Raw genomic sequence first — 20,419 nt, forward strand, 5'->3', positions numbered from 1 at the left:
AATGCCTCGTAAGGGCCCCGCCCCGAAGCGCCCGGTCATCATCGACCCGGTCTACAGCTCTCCTCTTGTCACCTCGCTGATCAACAAGATCCTCCTCGACGGCAAGCGTTCCACCGCCGAGCGGATCGTGTACGGCGCCATGGAAGGCCTCCGCGAGAAGACCGGCGCTGACCCGGTCATCACGCTGAAGCGCGCGCTTGAGAACGTCAAGCCCTCGCTCGAGGTCAAGTCCCGCCGTGTCGGTGGCGCCACCTACCAGGTGCCGATCGAGGTCAAGCCCGGTCGCGCCGCCACCCTCGCTCTCCGCTGGGTCGTCGGTTACTCCCGCGCCCGTCGCGAGAAGACCATGACCGAGCGCCTCATGAACGAGCTGCTCGACGCCTCCAACGGTCTTGGCGCTGCCGTCAAGAAGCGCGAGGACACCCACAAGATGGCCGAGTCCAACAAGGCCTTCGCGCACTACCGCTGGTAGTCGCTTCCCCCATCGAGACCGAGAGAAGATTGAGCCTTATGGCCACCACTTCGCTTGACCTGGCCAAGGTCCGCAACATCGGGATCATGGCCCACATCGACGCGGGCAAGACGACCACCACTGAGCGGATCCTCTTCTACACCGGCGTTTCGTACAAGATCGGTGAAGTCCACGACGGCGCAGCCACGATGGACTGGATGGAGCAGGAGCAGGAGCGCGGCATCACGATCACGTCCGCCGCGACGACCTGTCACTGGCCGCTCAACGATGTTGACCACACCATCAACATCATCGACACCCCCGGTCACGTCGACTTCACCGTCGAGGTGGAGCGTTCGCTCCGCGTCCTCGACGGTGCCGTCACCGTGTTCGACGGTGTGGCCGGCGTCGAGCCCCAGTCCGAGACCGTGTGGCGTCAGGCGGACCGCTACGGCGTGCCGCGTATCTGCTTCGTCAACAAGCTCGACCGTACGGGTGCCGAGTTCCACCGCTGCGTCGACATGATCGTGGACCGCCTGGGCGCGGTTCCGCTGGTCATGCAGCTCCCCATCGGTGCCGAAGCCGACTTCAAGGGCGTCGTCGACCTCGTGTCGATGAAGGCCTTCGTGTGGTCGGAAGAGGCCGCCAAGGGCGAGATGTACGACACCGTCGAGATCCCCGACACGCACAAGGAGGCCGCCGAGGAATGGCGCGGCAAGCTCCTTGAGGCCGTCGCGGAGAACGACGACCAGATGATGGAGCTGTACCTCGAGGGCAACGAGCCCACCGAGGAGCAGCTGCACGAGGCGATCCGTCGGATCACCCTCGCGTCGAAGGGCTCGGCCGACTCCGTCACCGTGACCCCCGTCTTCTGTGGCACGGCGTTCAAGAACAAGGGCGTGCAGCCCCTGCTCGACGCGGTCGTCCGCTACCTGCCTTCCCCCCTGGACGTCGAGGCCATCGAGGGCCACGACGTCAAGGACCCGGAGCTGGTCGTCAAGCGCAAGCCTTCGGACGACGAGCCGTTCTCCGGCCTGGCGTTCAAGATCGCGAGCGACCCGCACCTCGGTAAGCTCACCTTCGTCCGGATCTACTCCGGTCGCCTCGAGGCCGGCACCGCGGTGCTGAACTCGGTCAAGGGCAAGAAGGAGCGCATCGGCAAGATCTACCGCATGCACGCGAACAAGCGTGAGGAGATCGCGTCGGTGGGCGCCGGTGACATCGTCGCCGTCATGGGCCTGAAGCAGACCACCACGGGTGAGACGCTGTCCGACGACAAGCAGCCGGTGATCCTGGAGTCCATGGACTTCCCGGCGCCGGTCATCCAGGTCGCCATCGAGCCCAAGTCCAAGGGTGACCAGGAGAAGCTGGGTGTCGCCATCCAGCGGCTCTCGGAGGAGGACCCCTCCTTCCAGGTGCACTCCGACGAGGAGACCGGCCAGACCATCATCGGTGGTATGGGCGAGCTTCACCTCGAGGTGCTCGTCGACCGCATGAAGCGCGAGTTCCGCGTCGAGGCGAACGTCGGCAAGCCCCAGGTCGCGTACCGCGAGACGATCCGCAAGACCGTCGAGCGCATCGACTACACGCACAAGAAGCAGACTGGTGGTACCGGCCAGTTCGCGAAGGTGCAGATCGCCCTCGAGCCCATCGAGGGTGGCGACGCCTCCTACGAGTTCGTCAACAAGGTCACCGGTGGCCGCATCCCCCGTGAGTACATTCCCTCGGTGGACGCGGGTGCCCAGGAAGCCATGCAGTTCGGCATCCTGGCCGGTTACGAGATGGTCGGCGTCCGCGTCACCCTTCTCGACGGTGGTTACCACGAGGTCGACTCCTCGGAGCTCGCCTTCAAGATCGCCGGTTCGCAGGCGTTCAAGGAGGGTGCCCGCAAGGCGTCCCCCGTGCTCCTCGAGCCGATGATGGCCGTCGAGGTCACCACGCCCGAGGACTACATGGGCGATGTGATCGGCGACCTCAACTCCCGCCGTGGCCAGATCCAGGCCATGGAGGAGCGCAGCGGCGCTCGCGTCGTGAAGGGCCTCGTGCCCCTCTCGGAGATGTTCGGCTACGTCGGAGACCTCCGCAGCAAGACCTCGGGTCGCGCAAGCTACTCGATGCAGTTCGACTCCTACGCCGAGGTTCCGCGGAACGTCGCCGAGGAGATCATCGCGAAGGCCAAGGGCGAGTAACTCTTCCGAGCTCACGCTTTAGGCTTGTCACCGGAGCCCGGTCGGGCATTCGTCGCACCGCGTAAGCAGCGTGGCGAATGCCCCCGGCACCGGCATTCCAGCAAAGATCACCTGGCGCCGATGAAGCAAGGCGTACAGAACCACTCAGGAGGACCCCAGTGGCGAAGGCAAAGTTCGAGCGGACTAAGCCGCACGTCAACATCGGCACCATCGGTCACATCGACCACGGTAAGACGACCCTCACGGCCGCCATTACCAAGGTGCTGCACGACGCGTACCCGGACCTGAACGAGGCCTCGGCCTTCGACCAGATCGACAAGGCTCCTGAGGAGCGCCAGCGCGGTATCACCATCTCGATCGCGCACGTCGAGTACCAGACGGAGTCGCGTCACTACGCGCACGTCGACTGCCCGGGTCACGCCGACTACATCAAGAACATGATCACGGGTGCGGCGCAGATGGACGGCGCCATCCTCGTGGTCGCGGCCACCGACGGCCCGATGCCGCAGACCAAGGAGCACGTGCTCCTGGCCCGCCAGGTAGGCGTGCCGTACATCGTCGTCGCGCTGAACAAGGCCGACATGGTGGACGACGAGGAGATCCTGGAGCTCGTCGAGCTCGAGGTCCGTGAGCTCCTCTCCGAGTACGAGTTCCCGGGCGACGACGTCCCGGTCGTCAAGGTCTCGGCGCTCAAGGCGCTCGAGGGCGACAAGGAGTGGGGTGAGTCCGTCCTCAACCTGATGAAGGCTGTCGACGAGGCCATCCCGCAGCCCGAGCGTGACGTCGAGAAGCCGTTCCTCATGCCGATCGAGGACGTCTTCACGATCACCGGTCGCGGTACGGTCGTCACCGGCCGCATCGAGCGTGGTGTCCTGAAGGTCAACGAGACCGTCGACATCGTCGGTATCAAGACCGAGAAGACCACCACCACGGTCACCGGCATCGAGATGTTCCGCAAGCTGCTCGACGAGGGCCAGGCCGGTGAGAACGTCGGTCTGCTCCTCCGTGGCATCAAGCGCGAGGACGTCGAGCGCGGCCAGGTCATCATCAAGCCGGGTTCGGTCACGCCGCACACCGAGTTCCAGGCCCAGGCCTACATCCTGTCGAAGGACGAGGGTGGCCGTCACACCCCCTTCTTCAACAACTACCGCCCGCAGTTCTACTTCCGTACCACGGACGTGACGGGCGTTGTGACCCTTCCCGAGGGCACCGAGATGGTCATGCCGGGTGACAACACCCTCATGGACGTCGCGCTGATCCAGCCGGTCGCCATGGAAGAGGGCCTGAAGTTCGCCATCCGTGAGGGTGGCCGGACCGTGGGCGCCGGCCAGGTCACCAAGATCCTCAAGTAAGTCCTTGAGCGTCTGACCTGGTTGCTCCGCACAGAGCACCGAGAGGGGCCCCGGCCCACCGCGCGAGCGGTGGGGCGGGGCCCCTCTTCCGTGTGCCGTCGGGGGTTACGGGCGCCACGTCCAGGGAAGCGCGTCCGTCCCCAGCCCCACCACCACCGGGCGTCCGTCGCCGCCGATGCGGAGCGCGGCGCCGTCCAGCGCGACGGGCCCCCGCGACCGTACGGAGTGCCGCGTGCCCGTACGGAGCTGGAGCAGGCCGTCGGTGGTGCGGCCGAGCAGTGCGGGTCCGGCGGCGGCCAGTTCGCCGTAGCCGTCGAAGCCCGCCAGGCCGGTGGCCGCCCCGCCCCGTACGACCGTCGTCGCGGCCCGGGCCTGGCCCCGGTAGAACAGGTCCACCGTGCCGTCGGCCGCCGGGAGCGCGGCGGGCGCGTCACCCGGTACGGGGCCGGCGTCGATCTGCGTACGGGCGGTGAGGCCGGTGCCCGGCGCGTCCTCGGTCCAGTGGTGCACCGCGTGGTGTCCCGCCGCGTACACATGGACCCGCCCGGTGCCGTCCACCACCGCGCTCAGGCCGTCCTGGACCTCTCCGCCGCCCAGGTCCCGCCAGCCGCCCCAGGTCCGGTCCGCCTCCCGTACCCGGGTGCTGAGCCCCTTCTCCGCGTTGCGCACGAAGAGGTGGACGCGGCCGTCCGGCGCGGTGACGGCGACGGGGACGCCGATGCGGCGGCCGTCGTCGCGGCCGGGGGAGGGGGTGCCGAGACCGCGCCAGGCGCGGAAGCCGCCGCCCGGGGCGCTCTGCTCCAGCAGCACGATCTCGCGCTCGTTGTCGGCGCCGTGGCCGCCGAGCGCGGCGAAGCGCAGCCCGAACACGAGCAGCCGGCCGTCGCCCGTGGTGGCCGAGCCCAGGCCCGGGGCGAGCGGGCCGCCGCCGAGGTCGTCCGGCGGGCCCCACACCCCGTCGGCGCCGGGGGTCTCGCGCCACCGGACCAGACGGAGCCCGGCCACGGCGTACGCGGCGAGCCGTCCGCCGGGTTCGGCGGCGACGACCGTGCGGGGGCCCGGGTAGCGATGGTGGGTGGACCGGACCCAGCCCTTCCTGTTGGTCAGCGGCCGGTCGCCGCCGACGTTGTAGTCGCCGCATCCCGCCGGGTTGCCGCACTCCCAGTCGGGCGAGCCGCCGTAGGGGACGAGGGCGGCGGCCTTCCCGTCGAGCACGCCGGGCGGCAGGTTCTTCGGCCAGTGCCGGTTGTAGTACCCGCGGAACGAGGCGACGGCGAAGCCCGGTATCTGCCCGCCGGCCGCGCTGCTCCGGGCGACCCAGCGGATCATCGCCGCCCAGGCGAAGCAGGCCGCGGCGGTGTGGTCGGCGTGGTCGGAGTACCCGTGCTGCTCGCTGTCGGCACGCCGGACCGCCTCGGTGCTGTGCTGGATGTCGGGGTCCGGGTCCAGGGTGTGCACGACGGTCGGCCGGAAGCGCTCCAGCAGCCCGGCGATGACGTCGACCATCCCGTCGTACGTGTACGAGCCGGCGCGGCGCAGCGGCGAACCGTCGGCGACGACGGTGCGCAGCACGAGCCGCCGGTCCTGCCAGAGGCTGGGCAGCCCGAGCCGGTGGCGGCCGGTGTGCATGGCCGTGTTCAGGAAGACCAGCTCGACCTGGCGGGCACCCGCGGTCAGGGTGTTGACCTCGGCCCGGTGCCCGTCGCCCAGGTCGGCGACGGAGATCTCCCAGGGGGTGAACTTCTCCAGCCCGAGCAGGGTCGCGTACGCCTGCCGCAGGCCCTGGTGGCGGGACGAGGAGTACGCGGCCCTGTCCGGTGCCGGACGGGCGCGGCCGGGGATCTTGTTGACGCCGTCGGCCTCGCCGGCCGTGAGGTACACACAGACCAGCGGGGTCCCGGCGTCGAGCGCGCGCCGGGTGTCCGGGTTCATGAAGTACAGGTCGTCGTCCGGGTGGGCGAGGATCTGCATGAGCAGCGCCCGCCGCCCGGTGCCGATGGGCCGGCCGGGCGCGGGGTCCGGCGCGGGGTCCGTGCGCCGGGGCGCCGGGACCGAGCAGGCGGTGAGGGCCGCGCCCGCGGCGGCCATGGTGATGACGGCGCGTCTTCGCACACCGTTTCCGGGCAGGGCAGGTCCATCCGTCACGCCACGCACTCCGTCCGCGTCCCCCCGCAGCGGACGGGCCGGTGCCCGGAGCTGCGTACTGTCGGTCAGCGCAGGTCAGGGCTGTGTGCCTGGTCCTGCGGGGGGATAGACGGGGATCCGGGCGGCGGGGTTGCCCCCGTGACGCCGGGGCCGGGGATCCAGGACCATGTGATCGTCACGTGGTCGTCACAGTTCCTCCCGCCCTCTTGCCGGGACTCCGCCCCGCGACATGAGGTGGGGGCGCAGGCATTGCGTGGGGGAGTGGAACAGAACAGTGAGCACCGATACGCCTTCGGGTGGGCCGTCCGAACACCCGGACCAGGGGGACGGCACCGTCTCCGACGAGCAGTGGGCGGAACTCGTGCGGCGGGCCGGGAGCAGTGGGGCCGACGCGCCCAAGGAGCCCTCGGCCCGTGCCCGGATGGTCACCGCGCGCCTGCGCGCGCTGGACGAGCAGGCCGCCGCGAGCGGGGGCCGTCGGAGCCGGAAGCAGCCCCAGCAGTGGCAGCCCGAGGGCTGGCGCACCGGTCCGGGCCCGCGGTACGGGAGCGGCCGCCCCCGGAAGCTGCGGCGCGCGGCCGCGGTCCTGGGGTTCGCGGTGGTCCTGGGCGCCCTCGTCGTCACCATGCGGCCGAGCCTGCTGACCGACCACCTCCCGGGCGGGAGCGACGAGGACGGTGCGGGCCGGGCGACCCGGGCGCAGCCGTTCGAGGGCTCGCCCGCGCTCGACTGGGCGGACGGGGCGGCGGGGATCGAGCTCCCCGCGGCCACCGCGGTCGGCGGGATGAGCGAGGGCGAGGTCGACCAGGCCCTGCGGGCGACCCGGCAGCTCCTCATCGCCGCCAACCTCGACCCGGCCACCCTGCGGGGGGAGCGGCCCTCCACGGCCCTGGAGCTGCTCGATCCGCTTCAGGACGGGGAGCGGCAGCGGCTGGAGCGGGCGCTCTCGGAGCCCTCCGAGAAGCAGGACCCGCTGATGATGTTCAGCCGGTTCGACCCCGCCGAGGTGGAGCAGGCGGGGGAGGTGGTCAAGACCCGCGGCGAGATGACCTTCGAGGCCGGTGACCCCGGCACCGTCGAGGTGCACGCCGACTTCACCTTCGTCTATCCGCTGGTGAGGCCGGGAGGGGACGAGGTGGCGCGCACGATCGTGCGGCGGCGGCTGACGACGGTGCTGCACGACCCGGAGCGGTTCCGGGCGACGCGGGGCAAGCTCTCCGTCCTGTCGTCCGACCAGAACTTCGGCAACACCGCCTGCGAGGCGTACGACGGTTTCCTGCACCCGTCCTTCCCGAGCGACACCCCGGCCCCGGGTCCCCACGGGGACGAGGTGGACCCCTACGACCGCGGCGCGATGCAGCCCGACGGGGCCTGCGGCACACTCACCCGCAGCTGACCCGGGGTGCCCGCACCATGAAGACGTCCACCGGGTCCTCCCGCTCCAGGACGAAGCCGTGGCGCTCGTACAGCCGACGGGCCGGGCTGCCCTGGAGGACGTTCAGGCGGACCGTCACGCCCTCGGCGTCCGTACGGGCGAGGAGGGCGGCCAGGATGCCGGTGCCCATGCCTCTGCCCTGGAACTCCGGGGCGAGGTAGAAGTGCTCCAGCCACCGGCCGTCGTCGGAGGGGCGCAGGGCCACACAGCCGGCGAAGGTCCCGTCCACCTCCACGACCGTGGTGTGCCCGGGGGCGTAGGCGTCCCGGAGGCGCTGCCGGACGCGGTGCTCGTCGTACCGGCCGAGGCGCTCCAGGTCGGGGCGCATGACGACGGCGCGGACCTCGGCGACGGGTTCGAGGTCCTCGGGGGTGGCGGGGCGCAGGGTCCAGACGTCGCGTGTGATGCTCGTGCTCATGGCCCGGATTCAACCAGCCCGCCGCGCCGCCGAAGGAGCCCGGAAAGGCTCCCGCGTTTGACCGGTCCCTCACAGGGGGTAAGATCCCCGGCCCGATTGGCCAGGCCCCTGAGCCGTATGGCACACTAGCCAGGTTGCTCGGTTGAGTGTCAATGCTGCGCGCCTCCCGCCGGGAGGACCGGAAGCGAGTCCCACAGTACTCGTCGACCCCCAGGGTCGGACGTACGGGAATCTTCCGGGAAGTGTCAGTGGGGCACTGACCAGGCACCCGGTGGGGTTTCGCCCCCGGCAGCGTGGTTTCGGCCCGCACCCCCTTGGTTGGGAAATCCTTCGGGAGATCTACGTAGAGGGGATGCGACACGCCCGACCGCGTGGGTCGGAGGCGGAGTTAAGAGAACTCCCGGGTTCCAGAGCGTTATGAGAGACAGGACTACTAGTAGCCATGGCGGGACAGAAGATCCGCATCCGGCTCAAGGCCTACGACCACGAGGTCATCGACTCCTCGGCGAAGAAGATCGTCGAGACGGTGACCCGCACTGGTGCGTCGGTCGCGGGCCCGGTGCCGCTGCCCACTGAGAAGAACGTGTACTGCGTCATCAAGTCGCCGCACAAGTACAAGGACTCTCGCGAGCACTTCGAGATGCGCACGCACAAGCGCCTCATCGACATCCTCGACCCCACGCCGAAGACGGTTGACTCGCTGATGCGCCTCGACCTGCCGGCTGGCGTCGACATCGAGATCAAGCTCTGAGGGGACGGGCCGAGATGAGCAAGAACATCAAGGGCGTCCTGGGCGAGAAGCTCGGCATGACCCAGGTCTGGGACGAGAACAACCGGGTCGTCCCGGTGACCGTCGTCAAGGCCGGTCCGTGCGTCGTGACGCAGGTCCGTACGAACGACAGCGACGGCTACGAGTCGGTGCAGATCGCCTTCGGCGAGATCGACCCGCGCAAGGTGAACAAGCCCCTCAAGGGTCACTTCGCCAAGGCCGACGTCACCCCGCGCCGCCACCTGGTGGAGCTCCGCACCCCTGACGCCAGCGAGTACACGCTGGGCCAGGAGGTCACTGCCGAGGTGTTCGAGTCCGGCGTCAAGGTCGACGTCACGGGCAAGAGCAAGGGCAAGGGCTTCGCCGGTGTCATGAAGCGTCACAACTTCAAGGGCCTCGGCGCCGGCCACGGCGTCCAGCGCAAGCACCGTTCCCCCGGTTCGATCGGTGGCTGCGCCACCCCTGGGCGTGTCTTCAAGGGCATGCGCATGGCCGGTCGGATGGGTAACGAGCGCGTCACCACCCAGAACCTGACCATCCACGCGGTTGACGCGGAGAAGGGTCTGCTCCTCATCAAGGGCGCGGTCCCCGGTCCGAACGGCGGCCTCGTCCTGGTCCGTACCGCGGCCAAGGGGGCTTGAGGTAATGAGCACCATTGACATCCTTTCGCCGGCAGGCGACAAGGCCGGTACCGTCGAGCTCCCCGCGGAGATCTTCGACGCGAAGACCAGCGTTCCGCTGATCCACCAGGTCGTCGTCGCACAGCTGGCAGCTGCCCGTCAGGGCACGCACAAGACCAAGTCCCGTGGCGAGGTCCGCGGTGGTGGGCGCAAGCCGTACCGCCAGAAGGGCACCGGCCGCGCGCGCCAGGGTTCGACCCGTGCGCCGCAGTTCGCCGGCGGTGGCGTCGTCCACGGCCCGCAGCCGCGTGACTACTCGCAGCGCACCCCGAAGAAGATGAAGGCCGCCGCCCTGCGCGGTGCCCTCTCGGACCGGGCGCGTCACTCCCGCATCCACGTCGTCACCGGCGTGGTCGAGGGTGGGATCTCCACCAAGGCCGCCAAGACGCTGCTCGGCAAGATCTCGGAGCGCAGCAACCTGCTCCTGGTCGTCGACCGCGCCGACGAGGCCGCGTGGCTGTCCGCGCGCAACCTGCCCCAGGTGCACATCCTGGAGCCGGGCCAGCTGAACACGTACGACGTGATCGTCTCTGACGACGTGGTCTTCACCCAGGCCGCTTTCGAGTCCTTCGTGTCTGGCCCCCAGACCGCTGAGACCGAAGGGAGCGCCGCCTGATGAGTGAGGCGACCGTTACCAGCAAGACCTACTCGGACCCGCGCGACGTTCTCGTCAAGCCGGTTGTCTCCGAGAAGAGCTACGCGCTGCTCGACGAGAACAAGTACACGTTCATCGTCGCGCCCGGCTCCAACAAGACCCAGATCAAGCAGGCCGTGGAAGCGGTCTTCTCGGTCAAGGTCACCGGGGTCAACACGATCAACCGGCAGGGTAAGCGCAAGCGCACCAAGACCGGTTTCGGCAAGCGCGCCGACACGAAGCGCGCCATCGTGACCCTCGCCGAGGGCGACCGTATCGACATCTTCGGCGGCCCGACCTCCTGACGGAGGTCGAGTCGTCCGGAATCGGACGAGGACTGAGAAATGGGTATCCGCAAGTACAAGCCGACGACCCCGGGCCGTCGTGGCTCCAGCGTCGCCGACTTTGTCGAGATCACGCGGTCCACGCCGGAGAAGTCGCTGGTCCGCCCTCTGCACAACAAGGGCGGCCGTAACAACGCCGGTCGTGTGACCGTTCGCCACCAGGGTGGTGGCCACAAGCGCGCCTACCGCGTGATCGACTTCCGTCGTCACGACAAGGACGGCGTGCCGGCCAAGGTCGCGCACATCGAGTACGACCCCAACCGCACCGCGCGCATCGCGCTGCTGCACTACGCGGACGGCGAGAAGCGTTACATCGTCGCCCCCCGTGGCCTGTCGCAGGGTGACCGCGTCGAGAACGGTCCGGGCGCCGACATCAAGCCGGGCAACAACCTGGCGCTGCGCAACATCCCGGTCGGTACGACCATCCACGCCATCGAGCTGCGGCCCGGCGGCGGCGCGAAGTTCGCCCGTTCCGCGGGTGCCTCCGTGCAGCTGCTGGCGAAGGAGGGCACGATGGCCCACCTTCGTATGCCTTCCGGAGAGATCCGGCTGGTCGACGCCCGCTGCCGCGCCACGATCGGCGAGGTCGGCAACGCCGAGCAGTCGAACATCAACTGGGGCAAGGCCGGCCGCATGCGCTGGAAGGGCGTCCGCCCGACCGTCCGCGGTGTCGCGATGAACCCGGTTGACCACCCGCACGGTGGTGGTGAAGGCAAGACCTCCGGTGGACGTCACCCGGTCTCGCCGTGGGGTCAGAAGGAGGGTCGTACTCGTTCGCCGAAGAAGGCATCGAACAAGTACATCGTCCGCCGCCGCAAGACGAACAAGAAGCGCTAGGAGCGGGTTTAGATGCCGCGCAGTCTCAAGAAGGGGCCCTTCGTCGACGGCCACCTCATCAAGAAGGTGGACGTACAGAACGAGGCAGGCACCAAGAACGTCATCAAGACCTGGTCCCGTCGCTCGATGATCGTCCCGGCCATGCTGGGTCACACCATCGCGGTGCACAACGGCAAGATCCACGTCCCGGTGTTCGTCACCGAGTCGATGGTCGGCCACAAGCTCGGCGAGTTCTCGCCGACTCGCACCTTCCGCGGCCACGTCAAGGACGACCGGAAGTCGAAGCGCCGCTAACCGCGGGGTGGAAACGACTATGACTTACACCGAAGGGACAACCATGGAAGCCAGGGCCCAGGCGCGGTACATCCGCGTCACGCCCATGAAGGCCCGCCGCGTGGTGGACCTCATCCGTGGCATGGATGCCACGGAGGCTCAGGCGGTCCTGCGTTTCGCCCCGCAGGCCGCGAGCGTGCCGGTTGGCAAGGTGCTGGACAGCGCCATCGCCAACGCTGCACACAACTACGACCACACCGACGCCTCTTCGCTGGTCATCAGCGAGGCGTACGTGGACGAGGGCCCGACCCTGAAGCGGTTCCGTCCGCGTGCTCAGGGCCGTGCCTACCGGATCCGTAAGCGGACCAGCCACATCACCGTGGTCGTCAGCAGCAAGGAAGGAACCCGGTAATGGGCCAGAAGGTAAACCCGCACGGGTTCCGACTCGGCATTACCACGGACTTCAAGTCCCGTTGGTACGCCGACAAGCTGTACAAGGACTACGTCAAGGAAGACGTCGCCATTCGTCGCATGATGACGAAGGGCATGGAGCGCGCCGGCATCTCGAAGGTTGAGATCGAGCGCACCCGCGACCGCGTCCGCGTCGACATCCACACCGCCCGCCCGGGCATCGTCATCGGCCGCCGCGGCGCCGAGGCCGACCGCATCCGTGGCGAGCTGGAGAAGCTGACCGGCAAGCAGGTCCAGCTGAACATCCTCGAGGTCAAGAACCCCGAGGTGGACGCTCAGCTGGTGGCCCAGGCCGTCGCCGAGCAGCTCTCCTCCCGTGTCTCCTTCCGTCGTGCCATGCGCAAGAGCATGCAGAGCACGATGAAGGCGGGCGCCAAGGGCATCAAGATCCAGTGCGGTGGCCGCCTCGGCGGCGCCGAGATGTCCCGCTCGGAGTTCTACCGCGAGGGCCGCGTGCCCCTGCACACGCTCCGTGCGAACGTCGACTACGGCTTCTTCGAGGCCAAGACGACCTTCGGCCGCATCGGTGTGAAGGTCTGGATCTACAAGGGCGACGTCAAGAACATCGCCGAGGTCCGCGCCGAGAACGCAGCGGCTCGCGCCGGCAACCGACCGGCTCGTGGCGGCGCTGACCGCCCGGCCGGCCGTGGTGGCCGTGGTGGCGAGCGTGGCGGTCGCGGCCGCAAGCCGCAGCAGTCCGCGCCGGCAGCGGAGGCCCCCAAGGCCGACGCTCCCGCCGCCGCTGCTCCGGCTGAGAGCACCGGAACGGAGGCCTGACCGAAATGCTGATCCCCCGTAGGGTCAAGCACCGCAAGCAGCACCACCCGAAGCGCAGCGGTATGTCCAAGGGTGGCACGCAGGTTGCGTTCGGCGAGTACGGCATCCAGGCGCTGTCCCCGGCGTACGTGACGAACCGCCAGATCGAGGCAGCTCGTATCGCGATGACCCGCCACATCAAGCGTGGCGGCAAGGTCTGGATCAACATCTACCCGGACCGCCCCCTGACGAAGAAGCCTGCCGAGACCCGCATGGGTTCCGGTAAGGGTTCTCCCGAGTGGTGGATCGCGAACGTCAAGCCCGGTCGGGTGATGTTCGAGCTGTCCTACCCGAACGAGAAGATTGCTCGTGAGGCGCTCACCCGCGCTGCTCACAAGCTTCCGATGAAGTGCCGGATCGTTCGGCGCGAGGCAGGTGAGTCGTGATGTCGGCCGGTACCAAGGCGTCCGAGCTGCGCGAGCTGGGCAACGAGGAGCTTCTCAACAAGCTCCGCGAGGCCAAGGAAGAGCTGTTCAACCTCCGCTTCCAGGCGGCGACGGGTCAGCTCGAGAACCACGGTCGGCTCAAGTCCGTCCGTAAGGACATCGCCCGGATCTACACCCTGATGCGTGAGCGCGAGCTGGGCATCGAGACGGTGGAGAGCGTCTGATGAGCGAGAAGACTGTGACTGAGACCAACACCGACCGCGGTTTCCGCAAGACCCGTGAGGGTCTGGTCGTCAGCGACAAGATGGACAAGACCGTCGTCGTCGCTGTCGAGGACCGCGTCAAGCACGCGCTGTACGGCAAGGTCATCCGCCGTACGAACAAGCTCAAGGCCCACGACGAGCAGAACGCTGCAGGCGTCGGCGACCGCGTTGTCATCATGGAGACGCGTCCGCTGTCCGCCACGAAGCGCTGGCGCATCGTCGAGATCCTCGAGAAGGCCAAGTAATCCCTGAGGGGCATTCCCCGCAGGTAAGTTCCGCCAGGCTCGGCGGGGGCTCCTTCACCGGAGCCCCCGCCGGGAACCGGCAGACGATCAGGAGATAGACGTGATCCAGCAGGAGTCGCGACTGCGCGTCGCCGACAACACGGGTGCGAAGGAAATTCTCACCATCCGTGTTCTCGGTGGCTCGGGTCGCCGCTACGCGGGCATCGGTGACGTCATCGTCGCCACCGTCAAGGACGCGATCCCCGGTGGCAACGTGAAGAAGGGTGACGTCGTCAAGGCCGTCATCGTTCGCACCGTCAAGGAGCGTCGTCGCCCGGATGGTTCGTACATCCGCTTCGACGAGAACGCCGCTGTCATTCTCAAGAACGACGGCGACCCCCGCGGCACCCGTATCTTCGGCCCCGTGGGCCGAGAGCTGCGCGAGAAGAAGTTCATGAAGATCATCTCGCTCGCGCCGGAGGTGCTGTAAGCATGAAGATCAAGAAGGGCGACCTGGTTCAGGTCATCACCGGTAAGGACAAGGGCAAGCAGGGCAAGGTCATCGTGGCCTACCCCGCTCAGGACCGCGTCCTCGTCGAGGGTGTCAACCGGGTCAAGAAGCACACCAAGGCCGGTCAGACGGCTCGCGGTTCGCAGACGGGTGGCATTGTCACCACCGAGGCCCCGATTCACGTCAGCAACGTGCAGCTGGTCGTGGAGAAGGACGGCAACAAGGTCGTCACCCGCGTCGGCTACCGCTTTGACGACGAGGGCAAGAAGATCCGCGTTGCCAAGCGGACCGGTGAGGACATCTGATGACGACCACCACTGCGCCGCGTCTCAAGACGCGCTACCGCGAGGAAATCGCCGGCAAGCTGCGTGAGGAGTTCTCGTACGAGAACGTCATGCAGGTCCCCGGTCTGGTCAAGATCGTGGTCAACATGGGTGTGGGCGACGCCGCCCGCGACTCCAAGCTGATCGACGGTGCCGTCAAGGACCTCACCACGATCACGGGCCAGAAGCCGGCCGTCACGAAGGCCCGCAAGTCGATCGCGCAGTTCAAGCTGCGCGAGGGGCAGCCGATCGGCTGCCACGTCACCCTCCGTGGTGACCGCATGTGGGAGTTCCTGGACCGTACGCTGTCGCTCGCGCTTCCGCGTATCCGTGACTTCCGCGGCCTGTCGCCCAAGCAGTTCGACGGCCGTGGCAACTACACCTTCGGTCTCACGGAGCAGGTCATGTTCCACGAGATCGACCAGGACAAGATCGACCGGGTCCGGGGCATGGACATCACCGTGGTCACCACGGCGACCAACGACGACGAGGGTCGTGCCCTGCTTCGTCACCTCGGCTTCCCGTTCAAGGAGAACTGACCGTGGCGAAGAAGGCTCTGATCGCTAAGGCCGCCCGTAAGCCGAAGTTCGGCGTTCGCGGGTACACCCGCTGCCAGCGCTGCGGCCGGCCCCACTCCGTCTACCGCAAGTTCGGCCTCTGCCGCGTGTGCCTTCGTGAGATGGCTCACCGTGGCGAGCTGCCGGGCGTGACCAAGAGCTCCTGGTAATCCTCCGTCGCCCTCGGGCGTCGTAGGACCGGAAAGCTCTCGGTAAGTATCCGGTCGGCAGGAGCCCCGCTCTTCATGCCGTAGGCTTGAAGGGTTGGGCGCCTGCCGCCCTGACCGACTTACTACGCCGTAGGTCCCCGCACCGCACCCGTCCCGCCACTGAGTGGGGAGAGGGATGGCGCATACAGGAAACCCCGGCGAGAGAGGCCGAAGGCCAACTCATGACCATGACTGATCCCATCGCAGACATGCTCACGCGTCTGCGCAACGCGAACTCGGCGTATCACGACGATGTTTCGATGCCGCACAGCAAGATCAAGTCGCACATCGCGGAGATCCTCCAGCAGGAGGGCTTCATCACCGGCTGGAAGGTCGAGGACGCCGAGGTCGGTAAGAACCTCATCCTCGAGCTGAAGTTCGGTCCGAACCGCGAGCGTTCGATCGCCGGCATCAAGCGCATCTCGAAGCCGGGTCTGCGTGTATACGCAAAGTCCACCAATCTGCCGAAGGTTCTCGGCGGCCTGGGCGTGGCGATCATCTCCACGTCCCACGGTCTCCTGACCGGCCAGCAGGCCAGCAAGAAGGGCGTAGGTGGGGAAGTCCTCGCCTACGTCTGGTAGTCGGGAACGGAGGAAAAGCTCATGTCGCGAATCGGCAAGCTCCCCATCCAGGTTCCCGCCGGTGTGGACGTCACCATCGATGGCCGCACGGTCGCGGTGAAGGGCCCGAAGGGTTCTCTCTCGCACACCGTCGCAGCGCCGATCGAGGTCACCAAGGGTGAGGACGGCGTGCTCAACGTCGTCCGCCCGAACGACGAGCGTCAGAACAAGGCCCTTCACGGCCTGTCCCGCACGCTGGTGGCGAACATGATCACCGGTGTGACCCAGGGATACAGCAAGGCGCTCGAGATCAGCGGTGTCGGTTACCGCGTCCAGGCGAAGGGCTCCAACCTGGAGTTCGCCCTGGGCTACAGCCACCCGATCCTCATCGAGGCTCCGGAAGGCATCACCTTCAAGGTCGAGTCGCCCACGAAGCTCAGCGTCGAGGGCATCGACAAGCAGAAGGTCGGCGAGGTAGCCGCCAACATCCGCAAGCTGCGGAAGCCCGACCCGTACAAGGCCAAGGGCGTCAAGTACGCGGGCGAGGTCATCCGCCGCAAGGTCGGAAAGGCTGGTAAGTAGCCATGGCATACGGTGTGAAGATCGCCAAGGGCGACGCGTACAAGCGTGCCGCTCTCAAGCGGCGCCACATCCGCGTCCGCAAGCACATCTCCGGTTCGCCGGAGCGTCCGCGCTTGGTCGTGACGCGTTCCAACCGCCACATCGTGGCCCAGGTCATCGACGACATCGCGGGCCACACGCTCGCGTCGGCGTCGACCCTGGACACCTCGATCCGTGGTGGCGAGGGTGACAAGAGCGCCCAGGCCAAGCAGGTCGGCGCCCTGGTCGCCGAGCGTGCCAAGGCTGCAGGCGTCGAGGCCGTCGTGTTTGACCGCGGTGGTAACCAGTACGCCGGGCGGATTGCCGCTCTGGCTGACGCCGCCCGTGAAGCCGGGCTGAAGTTCTAAGCCCCGGTTCCAACGCACAGCGGACGTAACAGAGAGAGGTAAATCCAATGGCTGGACCCCAGCGCCGCGGAAGCGGTGCCGGTGGCGGCGAGCGGCGGGACCGGAAGGGCCGTGACGGTGGCGCAGCCGCCGAGAAGACCGCGTACGTCGAGCGCGTCGTCGCGATCAACCGCGTCGCCAAGGTAGTGAAGGGTGGTCGTCGCTTCAGCTTCACCGCGCTGGTCGTGGTGGGCGATGGTGACGGCACCGTCGGTGTCGGATACGGCAAGGCCAAGGAAGTTCCCGCGGCCATCGCCAAGGGCGTCGAGGAAGCCAAGAAGAGCTTCTTCAAGGTCCCGCGTATCCAGGGCACCATCCCTCACCCGATCCAGGGCGAGAAGGCTGCGGGCGTCGTCCTGCTCAAGCCTGCTTCCCCCGGTACCGGTGTGATCGCGGGTGGCCCGGTGCGCGCCGTCCTGGAGTGCGCCGGCGTCCACGACATCCTGTCGAAGTCGCTCGGTTCGTCGAACCCGATCAACATCGTGCACGCGACCGTGGCGGCCCTCCAGGGCCTGCAGCGTCCCGAGGAGATCGCGGCCCGCCGCGGTCTGCCCCTCGAGGACGTCGCCCCCGCGGCTCTGCTCCGTGCGCGTGCGGGAGCGGGTGCGTAATGGCTCGCCTCAAGATCACGCAGACGAAGTCGTACATCGGCAGCAAGCAGAACCACCGCGACACCCTGCGTTCGCTCGGGCTCAAGCGCCTGAACGACTCGGTTGTCAAGGAGGACCGCCCCGAGTTCCGCGGAATGGTGCACACCGTCCGCCACCTCGTGACGGTCGAGGAGGTTGACTGACATGGCGGAGAACAACCCGCTGAAGGCCCACAACCTCCGGCCTGCCCCGGGCGCCAAGACCGCCAAGACCCGTGTGGGTCGTGGTGAGGCGTCCAAGGGTAAGACCGCAGGCCGTGGTACCAAGGGTACGAAGGCTCGTTACCAGGTTCCGGAGCGCTTCGAGGGTGGCCAGATGCCCCTCCACATGCGTCTCCCGAAGCTCAAGGGCTTCAAGAACCCGTTCCGCACGGAGTACCAGGTCGTGAACCTGGACAAGCTCGCGACGCTCTACCCCGAGGGTGGAGAGGTCACGGTGGCCGACCTGGTCGCCAAGGGCGCCGTGCGCAACAACCACCTCGTCAAGGTCCTCGGACAGGGCGAGATCTCCGTGGCGCTGCAGGTTTCGGTTGACGCCGTCTCCGGCTCCGCCAAGGAGAAGATCGCCGCTGCCGGCGGCACCGTCACCGAACTCGTCTGAGACAACTCGGACAGGGCTGTGGCCTGAACACCCGACCGGGGATGCCTCTCATTTGGGGCATCCCCGGTTGGTCGTTCCTAGGGGGGCATGTCCGCCGGTAAGGTGGCGTGCGTTGCTGTGGTAAGTCCTGGGCAAACGCCCGGGGTCCTTTGACTGTTACGTAATCGTCGATCCTCAAGACCGTCACCTCACGCTTTGCGCGGGGGTCGCAGGAGGCACCGTGCTCACCGCGTTCGCCCGGGCGTTCAAGACGCCCGACCTGCGCAAGAAGCTGCTCTTCACGCTCGGCATCATCGTGCTCTACCGTCTCGGTGCGCACATTCCCGTACCGGGGGTGAGCTACGAGAACGTCCAGACCTGTGTTGACCAGGCCAGCCAGGGCAACAACAGTCTGTTCGGTCTGGTGAACATGTTCAGCGGTGGTGCACTGCTGCAGATCACGATCTTCGCGCTCGGCATCATGCCGTACATCACGGCCAGCATCATTCTTCAGCTGCTGACCGTCGTCATCCCCAGGCTCGAAGCCCTCAAGAAGGAGGGGCAGTCGGGCACGGCGAAGATCACGCAGTACACGCGTTATCTGACCGTGGCGCTGGCCATCCTCCAGGGCACCGGCCTGGTGGCCACCGCTCGCAGCGGTGCGCTGTTCAGCGGCTGCTCCGTCGCCGACCAGGTCGTCCCGAACCAGTCGATCTTCACGACCATCGTCATGGTCATCACCATGACCGCCGGCACCGCCGCCGTCATGTGGCTCGGTGAGCTCATCACCGACCGCGGCATCGGCAACGGCATGTCGATCCTGATGTTCATCTCGATCGCCGCCAGCTTCCCCGGCGCCCTGTGGGCCATCAAGCAGAGCGGCAAGCTGGCCGACGGCTGGATCGAGTTCATCACCGTCATCCTCATCGGCTTCGTGATGGTCGGCCTCGTCGTCTTCGTCGAGCAGGCCCAGCGCCGGGTTCCCGTGCAGTACGCGAAGCGGATGATCGGGCGCCGGTCCTACGGCGGTACGTCCACTTACATCCCGCTGAAGGTGAACCAGGCGGGTGTGATTCCCGTCATCTTCGCTTCTTCGCTGCTCTACATTCCTGCTCTAATCGTTCAGTTCTCCAACTCCACCGCGGGCTGGGCGACCTGGATTCAGGACCACTTCGTCAAGGGCGACCACCCGTACTACATCGCGACGTACTTCCTGTTGATCGTGTTCTTCGCATTCTTCTATGTGGCGATCTCGTTCAACCCCGAGGAAGTCGCGGACAACATGAAGAAGTATGGTGGCTTCATCCCGGGTATCCGGGCAGGTCGACCTACTGCCGAGTATCTGAGCTACGTGCTCAACCGGATCACTTGGCCGGGCTCGCTGTACCTGGGCCTGATCGCTCTGGTGCCGACGATGGCGTTGGCAGGCTTCGGCGGTGCTAACCAGAACTTCCCGTTCGGCGGGACGAGCATCCTGATCATCGTGGGTGTGGGTCTGGAGACCGTGAAGCAGATCGAGAGTCAGCTCCAGCAGCGCAATTACGAAGGGTTCCTCCGCTGATGCGAATCGTCCTCGTCGGGCCGCCCGGTGCCGGCAAGGGAACGCAGGCTGCGTTCCTTGCCAAGAATCTGTCGATTCCGCACATCTCCACGGGCGACCTCTTCCGCGCCAACATCAGCCAGGGCACCGACCTTGGCAAGCAGGCCCGCGCCTTCATGGACGCGGGACAGCTGGTGCCGGACGAAGTCACCATCGCGATGGCCAAGGACCGCATGTCCCAGTCGGACGCCGAGAACGGCTTCCTCCTGGACGGCTTCCCCCGCAATGTGGGGCAGGCCGCGGCACTCGACGAGATGCTGCACAGCGAGGGCGTCAAGCTCGACGCGGTTCTTGACCTCGAGGTCCCCGAGGACGAGGTGGTCAAGCGCATCGCGGGCCGCCGTATCTGCCGTAACGACAGCGCGCACGTCTTCCACGTGACGTACAACCCGCCGAAGACCGAGGGCGTCTGCGACGCCTGCGGCGGCGAGCTGTACCAGCGGGACGACGACACGGAGGAGACGGTCCGTACCCGTCTCGAGGTCTACCACACGCAGACCGAGCCGATCATCGACTACTACCGGTCCCAGGGCCTGGTCGTGACGATCTCCGCGCTCGGCAAGGTCACCGAGGTGACCGAGCGGGCCATGGAGGCCCTCAAGAAGTCCGACGAGGTCTGACCCTCGTCCTGTCACACCGCGCAGTCGGCCGCGGCGCCCTCGGGCGTCGCGGCCGACTGTTTGTGCGCCGTATCGTGGAGTACGGCTCCGATGTCCAGTCCCGTACCCAGAAAGGC

General features: G+C 67.4%; 29 protein-coding genes. 27 read left to right on the forward strand and 2 right to left on the reverse strand.

Going from position 1 to position 20,419, the window contains the following annotated elements:
- Window position 1 precedes the first annotated feature (1 nt).
- The 3 genes from rpsG (at window position 2) to tuf (ending at window position 3,992) form a co-directional block, all read left to right on the forward strand.
- Window positions 2–472 carry a 30S ribosomal protein S7 gene (gene rpsG, locus ACZ607_RS23235; protein ID WP_018101248.1) on the forward strand — a complete coding sequence of 157 codons (471 nt, stop codon included), beginning with the start codon at window positions 2–4 and terminating at the stop codon, window positions 470–472.
- Between the two features lie 38 nt (window positions 473–510).
- Window positions 511–2,640, forward strand: coding sequence for an elongation factor G (fusA, locus tag ACZ607_RS23240; protein ID WP_469737406.1), 2,130 nt, complete (start codon window positions 511–513; stop codon window positions 2,638–2,640).
- Between the two features lie 158 nt (window positions 2,641–2,798).
- Window positions 2,799–3,992 carry an elongation factor Tu gene (gene tuf / locus ACZ607_RS23245; RefSeq protein ID WP_469737408.1) on the forward strand — a complete coding sequence of 398 codons (1,194 nt, stop codon included), beginning with the start codon at window positions 2,799–2,801 and terminating at the stop codon, window positions 3,990–3,992.
- Between the two features lie 105 nt (window positions 3,993–4,097).
- Here tuf and ACZ607_RS23250 read toward each other — a convergent pair whose 3' ends face one another.
- Window positions 4,098–6,080 (reverse strand): PIG-L family deacetylase, encoded by a 1,983-nt coding sequence (locus ACZ607_RS23250; protein WP_469737743.1) that lies wholly within the window; start codon window positions 6,078–6,080, stop codon window positions 4,098–4,100.
- Between the two features lie 331 nt (window positions 6,081–6,411).
- On the opposite strand from ACZ607_RS23250, the gene ACZ607_RS23255 reads away from it, so the two are divergent.
- Entirely contained in the window at window positions 6,412–7,533 is a 1,122-nt protein-coding gene (locus ACZ607_RS23255; RefSeq protein ID WP_469737411.1) for a hypothetical protein, read from the forward strand.
- Here ACZ607_RS23255 and ACZ607_RS23260 read toward each other — a convergent pair.
- On the reverse strand, window positions 7,520–7,990 hold the full coding sequence (locus tag ACZ607_RS23260) for a GNAT family N-acetyltransferase (protein ID WP_469737413.1): 471 nt from the start codon (window positions 7,988–7,990) through the stop codon (window positions 7,520–7,522). The two genes, ACZ607_RS23255 and ACZ607_RS23260, sit on opposite strands and share 14 nt — an antisense overlap.
- Before the next feature lie 442 nt (window positions 7,991–8,432).
- On the opposite strand from ACZ607_RS23260, the gene rpsJ reads away from it, so the two are divergent.
- The 23 genes from rpsJ to ACZ607_RS23375 all read left to right on the forward strand — a co-directional run bounded on the left by rpsJ (window position 8,433) and on the right by ACZ607_RS23375 (window position 20,303).
- Complete coding sequence (rpsJ, locus tag ACZ607_RS23265) at window positions 8,433–8,741, forward strand: 30S ribosomal protein S10 (RefSeq protein WP_003948644.1); 309 nt, start codon at window positions 8,433–8,435, stop codon at window positions 8,739–8,741.
- A gap of 14 nt (window positions 8,742–8,755) precedes the next feature.
- On the forward strand, window positions 8,756–9,400 hold the full coding sequence (gene rplC / locus ACZ607_RS23270; RefSeq protein WP_014154591.1) for a 50S ribosomal protein L3: 645 nt from the start codon (window positions 8,756–8,758) through the stop codon (window positions 9,398–9,400).
- 4 nt (window positions 9,401–9,404) lie between these two features.
- Window positions 9,405–10,055: a 50S ribosomal protein L4 gene (rplD, locus tag ACZ607_RS23275; RefSeq protein WP_099173849.1), complete on the forward strand. Its 651-nt coding sequence runs from the start codon at window positions 9,405–9,407 to the stop codon at window positions 10,053–10,055.
- Window positions 10,055–10,378, forward strand: a complete 324-nt coding sequence (gene rplW, locus ACZ607_RS23280) for a 50S ribosomal protein L23 (protein WP_014154589.1) — start codon at window positions 10,055–10,057, stop codon at window positions 10,376–10,378. Before rplD ends, rplW begins: the two co-directional genes overlap by 1 nt.
- A 39-nt stretch (window positions 10,379–10,417) precedes the next feature.
- The gene (gene rplB, locus ACZ607_RS23285; protein ID WP_014154588.1) at window positions 10,418–11,254 is read left to right on the forward strand and encodes a 50S ribosomal protein L2; all 837 of its coding nucleotides are present in this window, start codon (window positions 10,418–10,420) and stop codon (window positions 11,252–11,254) included.
- 12 nt (window positions 11,255–11,266) lie between these two features.
- On the forward strand, window positions 11,267–11,548 hold the full coding sequence (gene rpsS / locus ACZ607_RS23290) for a 30S ribosomal protein S19 (protein WP_003966956.1): 282 nt from the start codon (window positions 11,267–11,269) through the stop codon (window positions 11,546–11,548).
- Between the two features lie 43 nt (window positions 11,549–11,591).
- Window positions 11,592–11,939 carry a 50S ribosomal protein L22 gene (gene rplV, locus ACZ607_RS23295; RefSeq protein ID WP_004571827.1) on the forward strand — a complete coding sequence of 116 codons (348 nt, stop codon included), beginning with the start codon at window positions 11,592–11,594 and terminating at the stop codon, window positions 11,937–11,939.
- The gene (gene rpsC / locus ACZ607_RS23300; RefSeq protein WP_014047784.1) at window positions 11,939–12,775 is read left to right on the forward strand and encodes a 30S ribosomal protein S3; all 837 of its coding nucleotides are present in this window, start codon (window positions 11,939–11,941) and stop codon (window positions 12,773–12,775) included. Before rplV ends, rpsC begins: the two co-directional genes overlap by 1 nt.
- A gap of 5 nt (window positions 12,776–12,780) precedes the next feature.
- Window positions 12,781–13,200, forward strand: a complete 420-nt coding sequence (rplP, locus tag ACZ607_RS23305; RefSeq protein WP_014154587.1) for a 50S ribosomal protein L16 — start codon at window positions 12,781–12,783, stop codon at window positions 13,198–13,200.
- The gene (gene rpmC, locus ACZ607_RS23310; protein WP_014047786.1) at window positions 13,200–13,424 is read left to right on the forward strand and encodes a 50S ribosomal protein L29; all 225 of its coding nucleotides are present in this window, start codon (window positions 13,200–13,202) and stop codon (window positions 13,422–13,424) included. Before rplP ends, rpmC begins: the two co-directional genes overlap by 1 nt.
- Entirely contained in the window at window positions 13,424–13,708 is a 285-nt protein-coding gene (rpsQ, locus tag ACZ607_RS23315) for a 30S ribosomal protein S17 (RefSeq protein WP_069171155.1), read from the forward strand. Before rpmC ends, rpsQ begins: the two co-directional genes overlap by 1 nt.
- Before the next feature lie 100 nt (window positions 13,709–13,808).
- Window positions 13,809–14,177 carry a 50S ribosomal protein L14 gene (gene rplN / locus ACZ607_RS23320; protein ID WP_003974257.1) on the forward strand — a complete coding sequence of 123 codons (369 nt, stop codon included), beginning with the start codon at window positions 13,809–13,811 and terminating at the stop codon, window positions 14,175–14,177.
- 2 nt (window positions 14,178–14,179) lie between these two features.
- Window positions 14,180–14,503, forward strand: coding sequence for a 50S ribosomal protein L24 (gene rplX, locus ACZ607_RS23325; RefSeq protein ID WP_028439250.1), 324 nt, complete (start codon window positions 14,180–14,182; stop codon window positions 14,501–14,503).
- Window positions 14,503–15,060, forward strand: coding sequence for a 50S ribosomal protein L5 (gene rplE / locus ACZ607_RS23330; RefSeq protein ID WP_073718383.1), 558 nt, complete (start codon window positions 14,503–14,505; stop codon window positions 15,058–15,060). The genes rplX and rplE overlap by 1 nt, the downstream gene beginning before the upstream one ends.
- Before the next feature lie 2 nt (window positions 15,061–15,062).
- On the forward strand, window positions 15,063–15,248 hold the full coding sequence (locus ACZ607_RS23335; protein ID WP_003948630.1) for a type Z 30S ribosomal protein S14: 186 nt from the start codon (window positions 15,063–15,065) through the stop codon (window positions 15,246–15,248).
- A gap of 221 nt (window positions 15,249–15,469) precedes the next feature.
- On the forward strand, window positions 15,470–15,868 hold the full coding sequence (gene rpsH, locus ACZ607_RS23340; RefSeq protein ID WP_099173847.1) for a 30S ribosomal protein S8: 399 nt from the start codon (window positions 15,470–15,472) through the stop codon (window positions 15,866–15,868).
- Window positions 15,869–15,889: 21 nt separating this feature from the next.
- On the forward strand, window positions 15,890–16,429 hold the full coding sequence (rplF, locus tag ACZ607_RS23345; protein WP_014154583.1) for a 50S ribosomal protein L6: 540 nt from the start codon (window positions 15,890–15,892) through the stop codon (window positions 16,427–16,429).
- A 2-nt stretch (window positions 16,430–16,431) separates the two neighbouring features.
- Complete coding sequence (rplR, locus tag ACZ607_RS23350; RefSeq protein WP_014047792.1) at window positions 16,432–16,815, forward strand: 50S ribosomal protein L18; 384 nt, start codon at window positions 16,432–16,434, stop codon at window positions 16,813–16,815.
- 47 nt (window positions 16,816–16,862) lie between these two features.
- Entirely contained in the window at window positions 16,863–17,465 is a 603-nt protein-coding gene (gene rpsE / locus ACZ607_RS23355) for a 30S ribosomal protein S5 (protein ID WP_014047793.1), read from the forward strand.
- The gene (rpmD, locus tag ACZ607_RS23360) at window positions 17,465–17,647 is read left to right on the forward strand and encodes a 50S ribosomal protein L30 (RefSeq protein WP_003966943.1); all 183 of its coding nucleotides are present in this window, start codon (window positions 17,465–17,467) and stop codon (window positions 17,645–17,647) included. The genes rpsE and rpmD overlap by 1 nt, the downstream gene beginning before the upstream one ends.
- Window position 17,648: 1 nt before the next feature.
- Window positions 17,649–18,104 (forward strand): 50S ribosomal protein L15, encoded by a 456-nt coding sequence (rplO, locus tag ACZ607_RS23365; RefSeq protein WP_351277474.1) that lies wholly within the window; start codon window positions 17,649–17,651, stop codon window positions 18,102–18,104.
- A 220-nt stretch (window positions 18,105–18,324) separates the two neighbouring features.
- Complete coding sequence (gene secY / locus ACZ607_RS23370) at window positions 18,325–19,644, forward strand: preprotein translocase subunit SecY (RefSeq protein ID WP_104788304.1); 1,320 nt, start codon at window positions 18,325–18,327, stop codon at window positions 19,642–19,644.
- On the forward strand, window positions 19,644–20,303 hold the full coding sequence (locus ACZ607_RS23375) for an adenylate kinase (protein WP_469737420.1): 660 nt from the start codon (window positions 19,644–19,646) through the stop codon (window positions 20,301–20,303). Before secY ends, ACZ607_RS23375 begins: the two co-directional genes overlap by 1 nt.
- The last annotated feature ends 116 nt before the right edge of the window (window positions 20,304–20,419 follow it).

Source organism: Streptomyces sp. NPDC104381 (assembly GCF_055583745.1).

What these genes read in the sequence shown, in the direction of transcription:
- ACZ607_RS23375 (WP_469737420.1), top strand. Translation starts at nt 19,644, where the DNA reads ATGCGAATCGTCCTCGTCGGGCCGCCCGGTGCCGGCAAGGGAACGCAG.
- rpsC (WP_014047784.1), top strand. Translation starts at nt 11,939, where the DNA reads ATGGGCCAGAAGGTAAACCCGCACGGGTTCCGACTCGGCATTACCACG.
- rplP (WP_014154587.1), top strand. Translation starts at nt 12,781, where the DNA reads ATGCTGATCCCCCGTAGGGTCAAGCACCGCAAGCAGCACCACCCGAAG.
- fusA (WP_469737406.1), top strand. Translation starts at nt 511, where the DNA reads ATGGCCACCACTTCGCTTGACCTGGCCAAGGTCCGCAACATCGGGATC.
- rpsG (WP_018101248.1), top strand. Translation starts at nt 2, where the DNA reads ATGCCTCGTAAGGGCCCCGCCCCGAAGCGCCCGGTCATCATCGACCCG.
- ACZ607_RS23260 (WP_469737413.1), bottom strand. Translation starts at nt 7,990, where the DNA reads ATGAGCACGAGCATCACACGCGACGTCTGGACCCTGCGCCCCGCCACC.
- ACZ607_RS23250 (WP_469737743.1), bottom strand. Translation starts at nt 6,080, where the DNA reads ATGGCCGCCGCGGGCGCGGCCCTCACCGCCTGCTCGGTCCCGGCGCCC.
- rplX (WP_028439250.1), top strand. Translation starts at nt 14,180, where the DNA reads ATGAAGATCAAGAAGGGCGACCTGGTTCAGGTCATCACCGGTAAGGAC.
- rpmD (WP_003966943.1), top strand. Translation starts at nt 17,465, where the DNA reads ATGGCTCGCCTCAAGATCACGCAGACGAAGTCGTACATCGGCAGCAAG.
- rplO (WP_351277474.1), top strand. Translation starts at nt 17,649, where the DNA reads ATGGCGGAGAACAACCCGCTGAAGGCCCACAACCTCCGGCCTGCCCCG.
- rplC (WP_014154591.1), top strand. Translation starts at nt 8,756, where the DNA reads ATGAGCAAGAACATCAAGGGCGTCCTGGGCGAGAAGCTCGGCATGACC.
- rpsE (WP_014047793.1), top strand. Translation starts at nt 16,863, where the DNA reads ATGGCTGGACCCCAGCGCCGCGGAAGCGGTGCCGGTGGCGGCGAGCGG.
- rpsH (WP_099173847.1), top strand. Translation starts at nt 15,470, where the DNA reads ATGACCATGACTGATCCCATCGCAGACATGCTCACGCGTCTGCGCAAC.
- rplF (WP_014154583.1), top strand. Translation starts at nt 15,890, where the DNA reads ATGTCGCGAATCGGCAAGCTCCCCATCCAGGTTCCCGCCGGTGTGGAC.
- rplB (WP_014154588.1), top strand. Translation starts at nt 10,418, where the DNA reads ATGGGTATCCGCAAGTACAAGCCGACGACCCCGGGCCGTCGTGGCTCC.
- rpsJ (WP_003948644.1), top strand. Translation starts at nt 8,433, where the DNA reads ATGGCGGGACAGAAGATCCGCATCCGGCTCAAGGCCTACGACCACGAG.
- rpsS (WP_003966956.1), top strand. Translation starts at nt 11,267, where the DNA reads ATGCCGCGCAGTCTCAAGAAGGGGCCCTTCGTCGACGGCCACCTCATC.
- rplW (WP_014154589.1), top strand. Translation starts at nt 10,055, where the DNA reads ATGAGTGAGGCGACCGTTACCAGCAAGACCTACTCGGACCCGCGCGAC.
- rplE (WP_073718383.1), top strand. Translation starts at nt 14,503, where the DNA reads ATGACGACCACCACTGCGCCGCGTCTCAAGACGCGCTACCGCGAGGAA.
- rplV (WP_004571827.1), top strand. Translation starts at nt 11,592, where the DNA reads ATGGAAGCCAGGGCCCAGGCGCGGTACATCCGCGTCACGCCCATGAAG.
- rpmC (WP_014047786.1), top strand. Translation starts at nt 13,200, where the DNA reads ATGTCGGCCGGTACCAAGGCGTCCGAGCTGCGCGAGCTGGGCAACGAG.
- rplR (WP_014047792.1), top strand. Translation starts at nt 16,432, where the DNA reads ATGGCATACGGTGTGAAGATCGCCAAGGGCGACGCGTACAAGCGTGCC.
- rplD (WP_099173849.1), top strand. Translation starts at nt 9,405, where the DNA reads ATGAGCACCATTGACATCCTTTCGCCGGCAGGCGACAAGGCCGGTACC.
- rpsQ (WP_069171155.1), top strand. Translation starts at nt 13,424, where the DNA reads ATGAGCGAGAAGACTGTGACTGAGACCAACACCGACCGCGGTTTCCGC.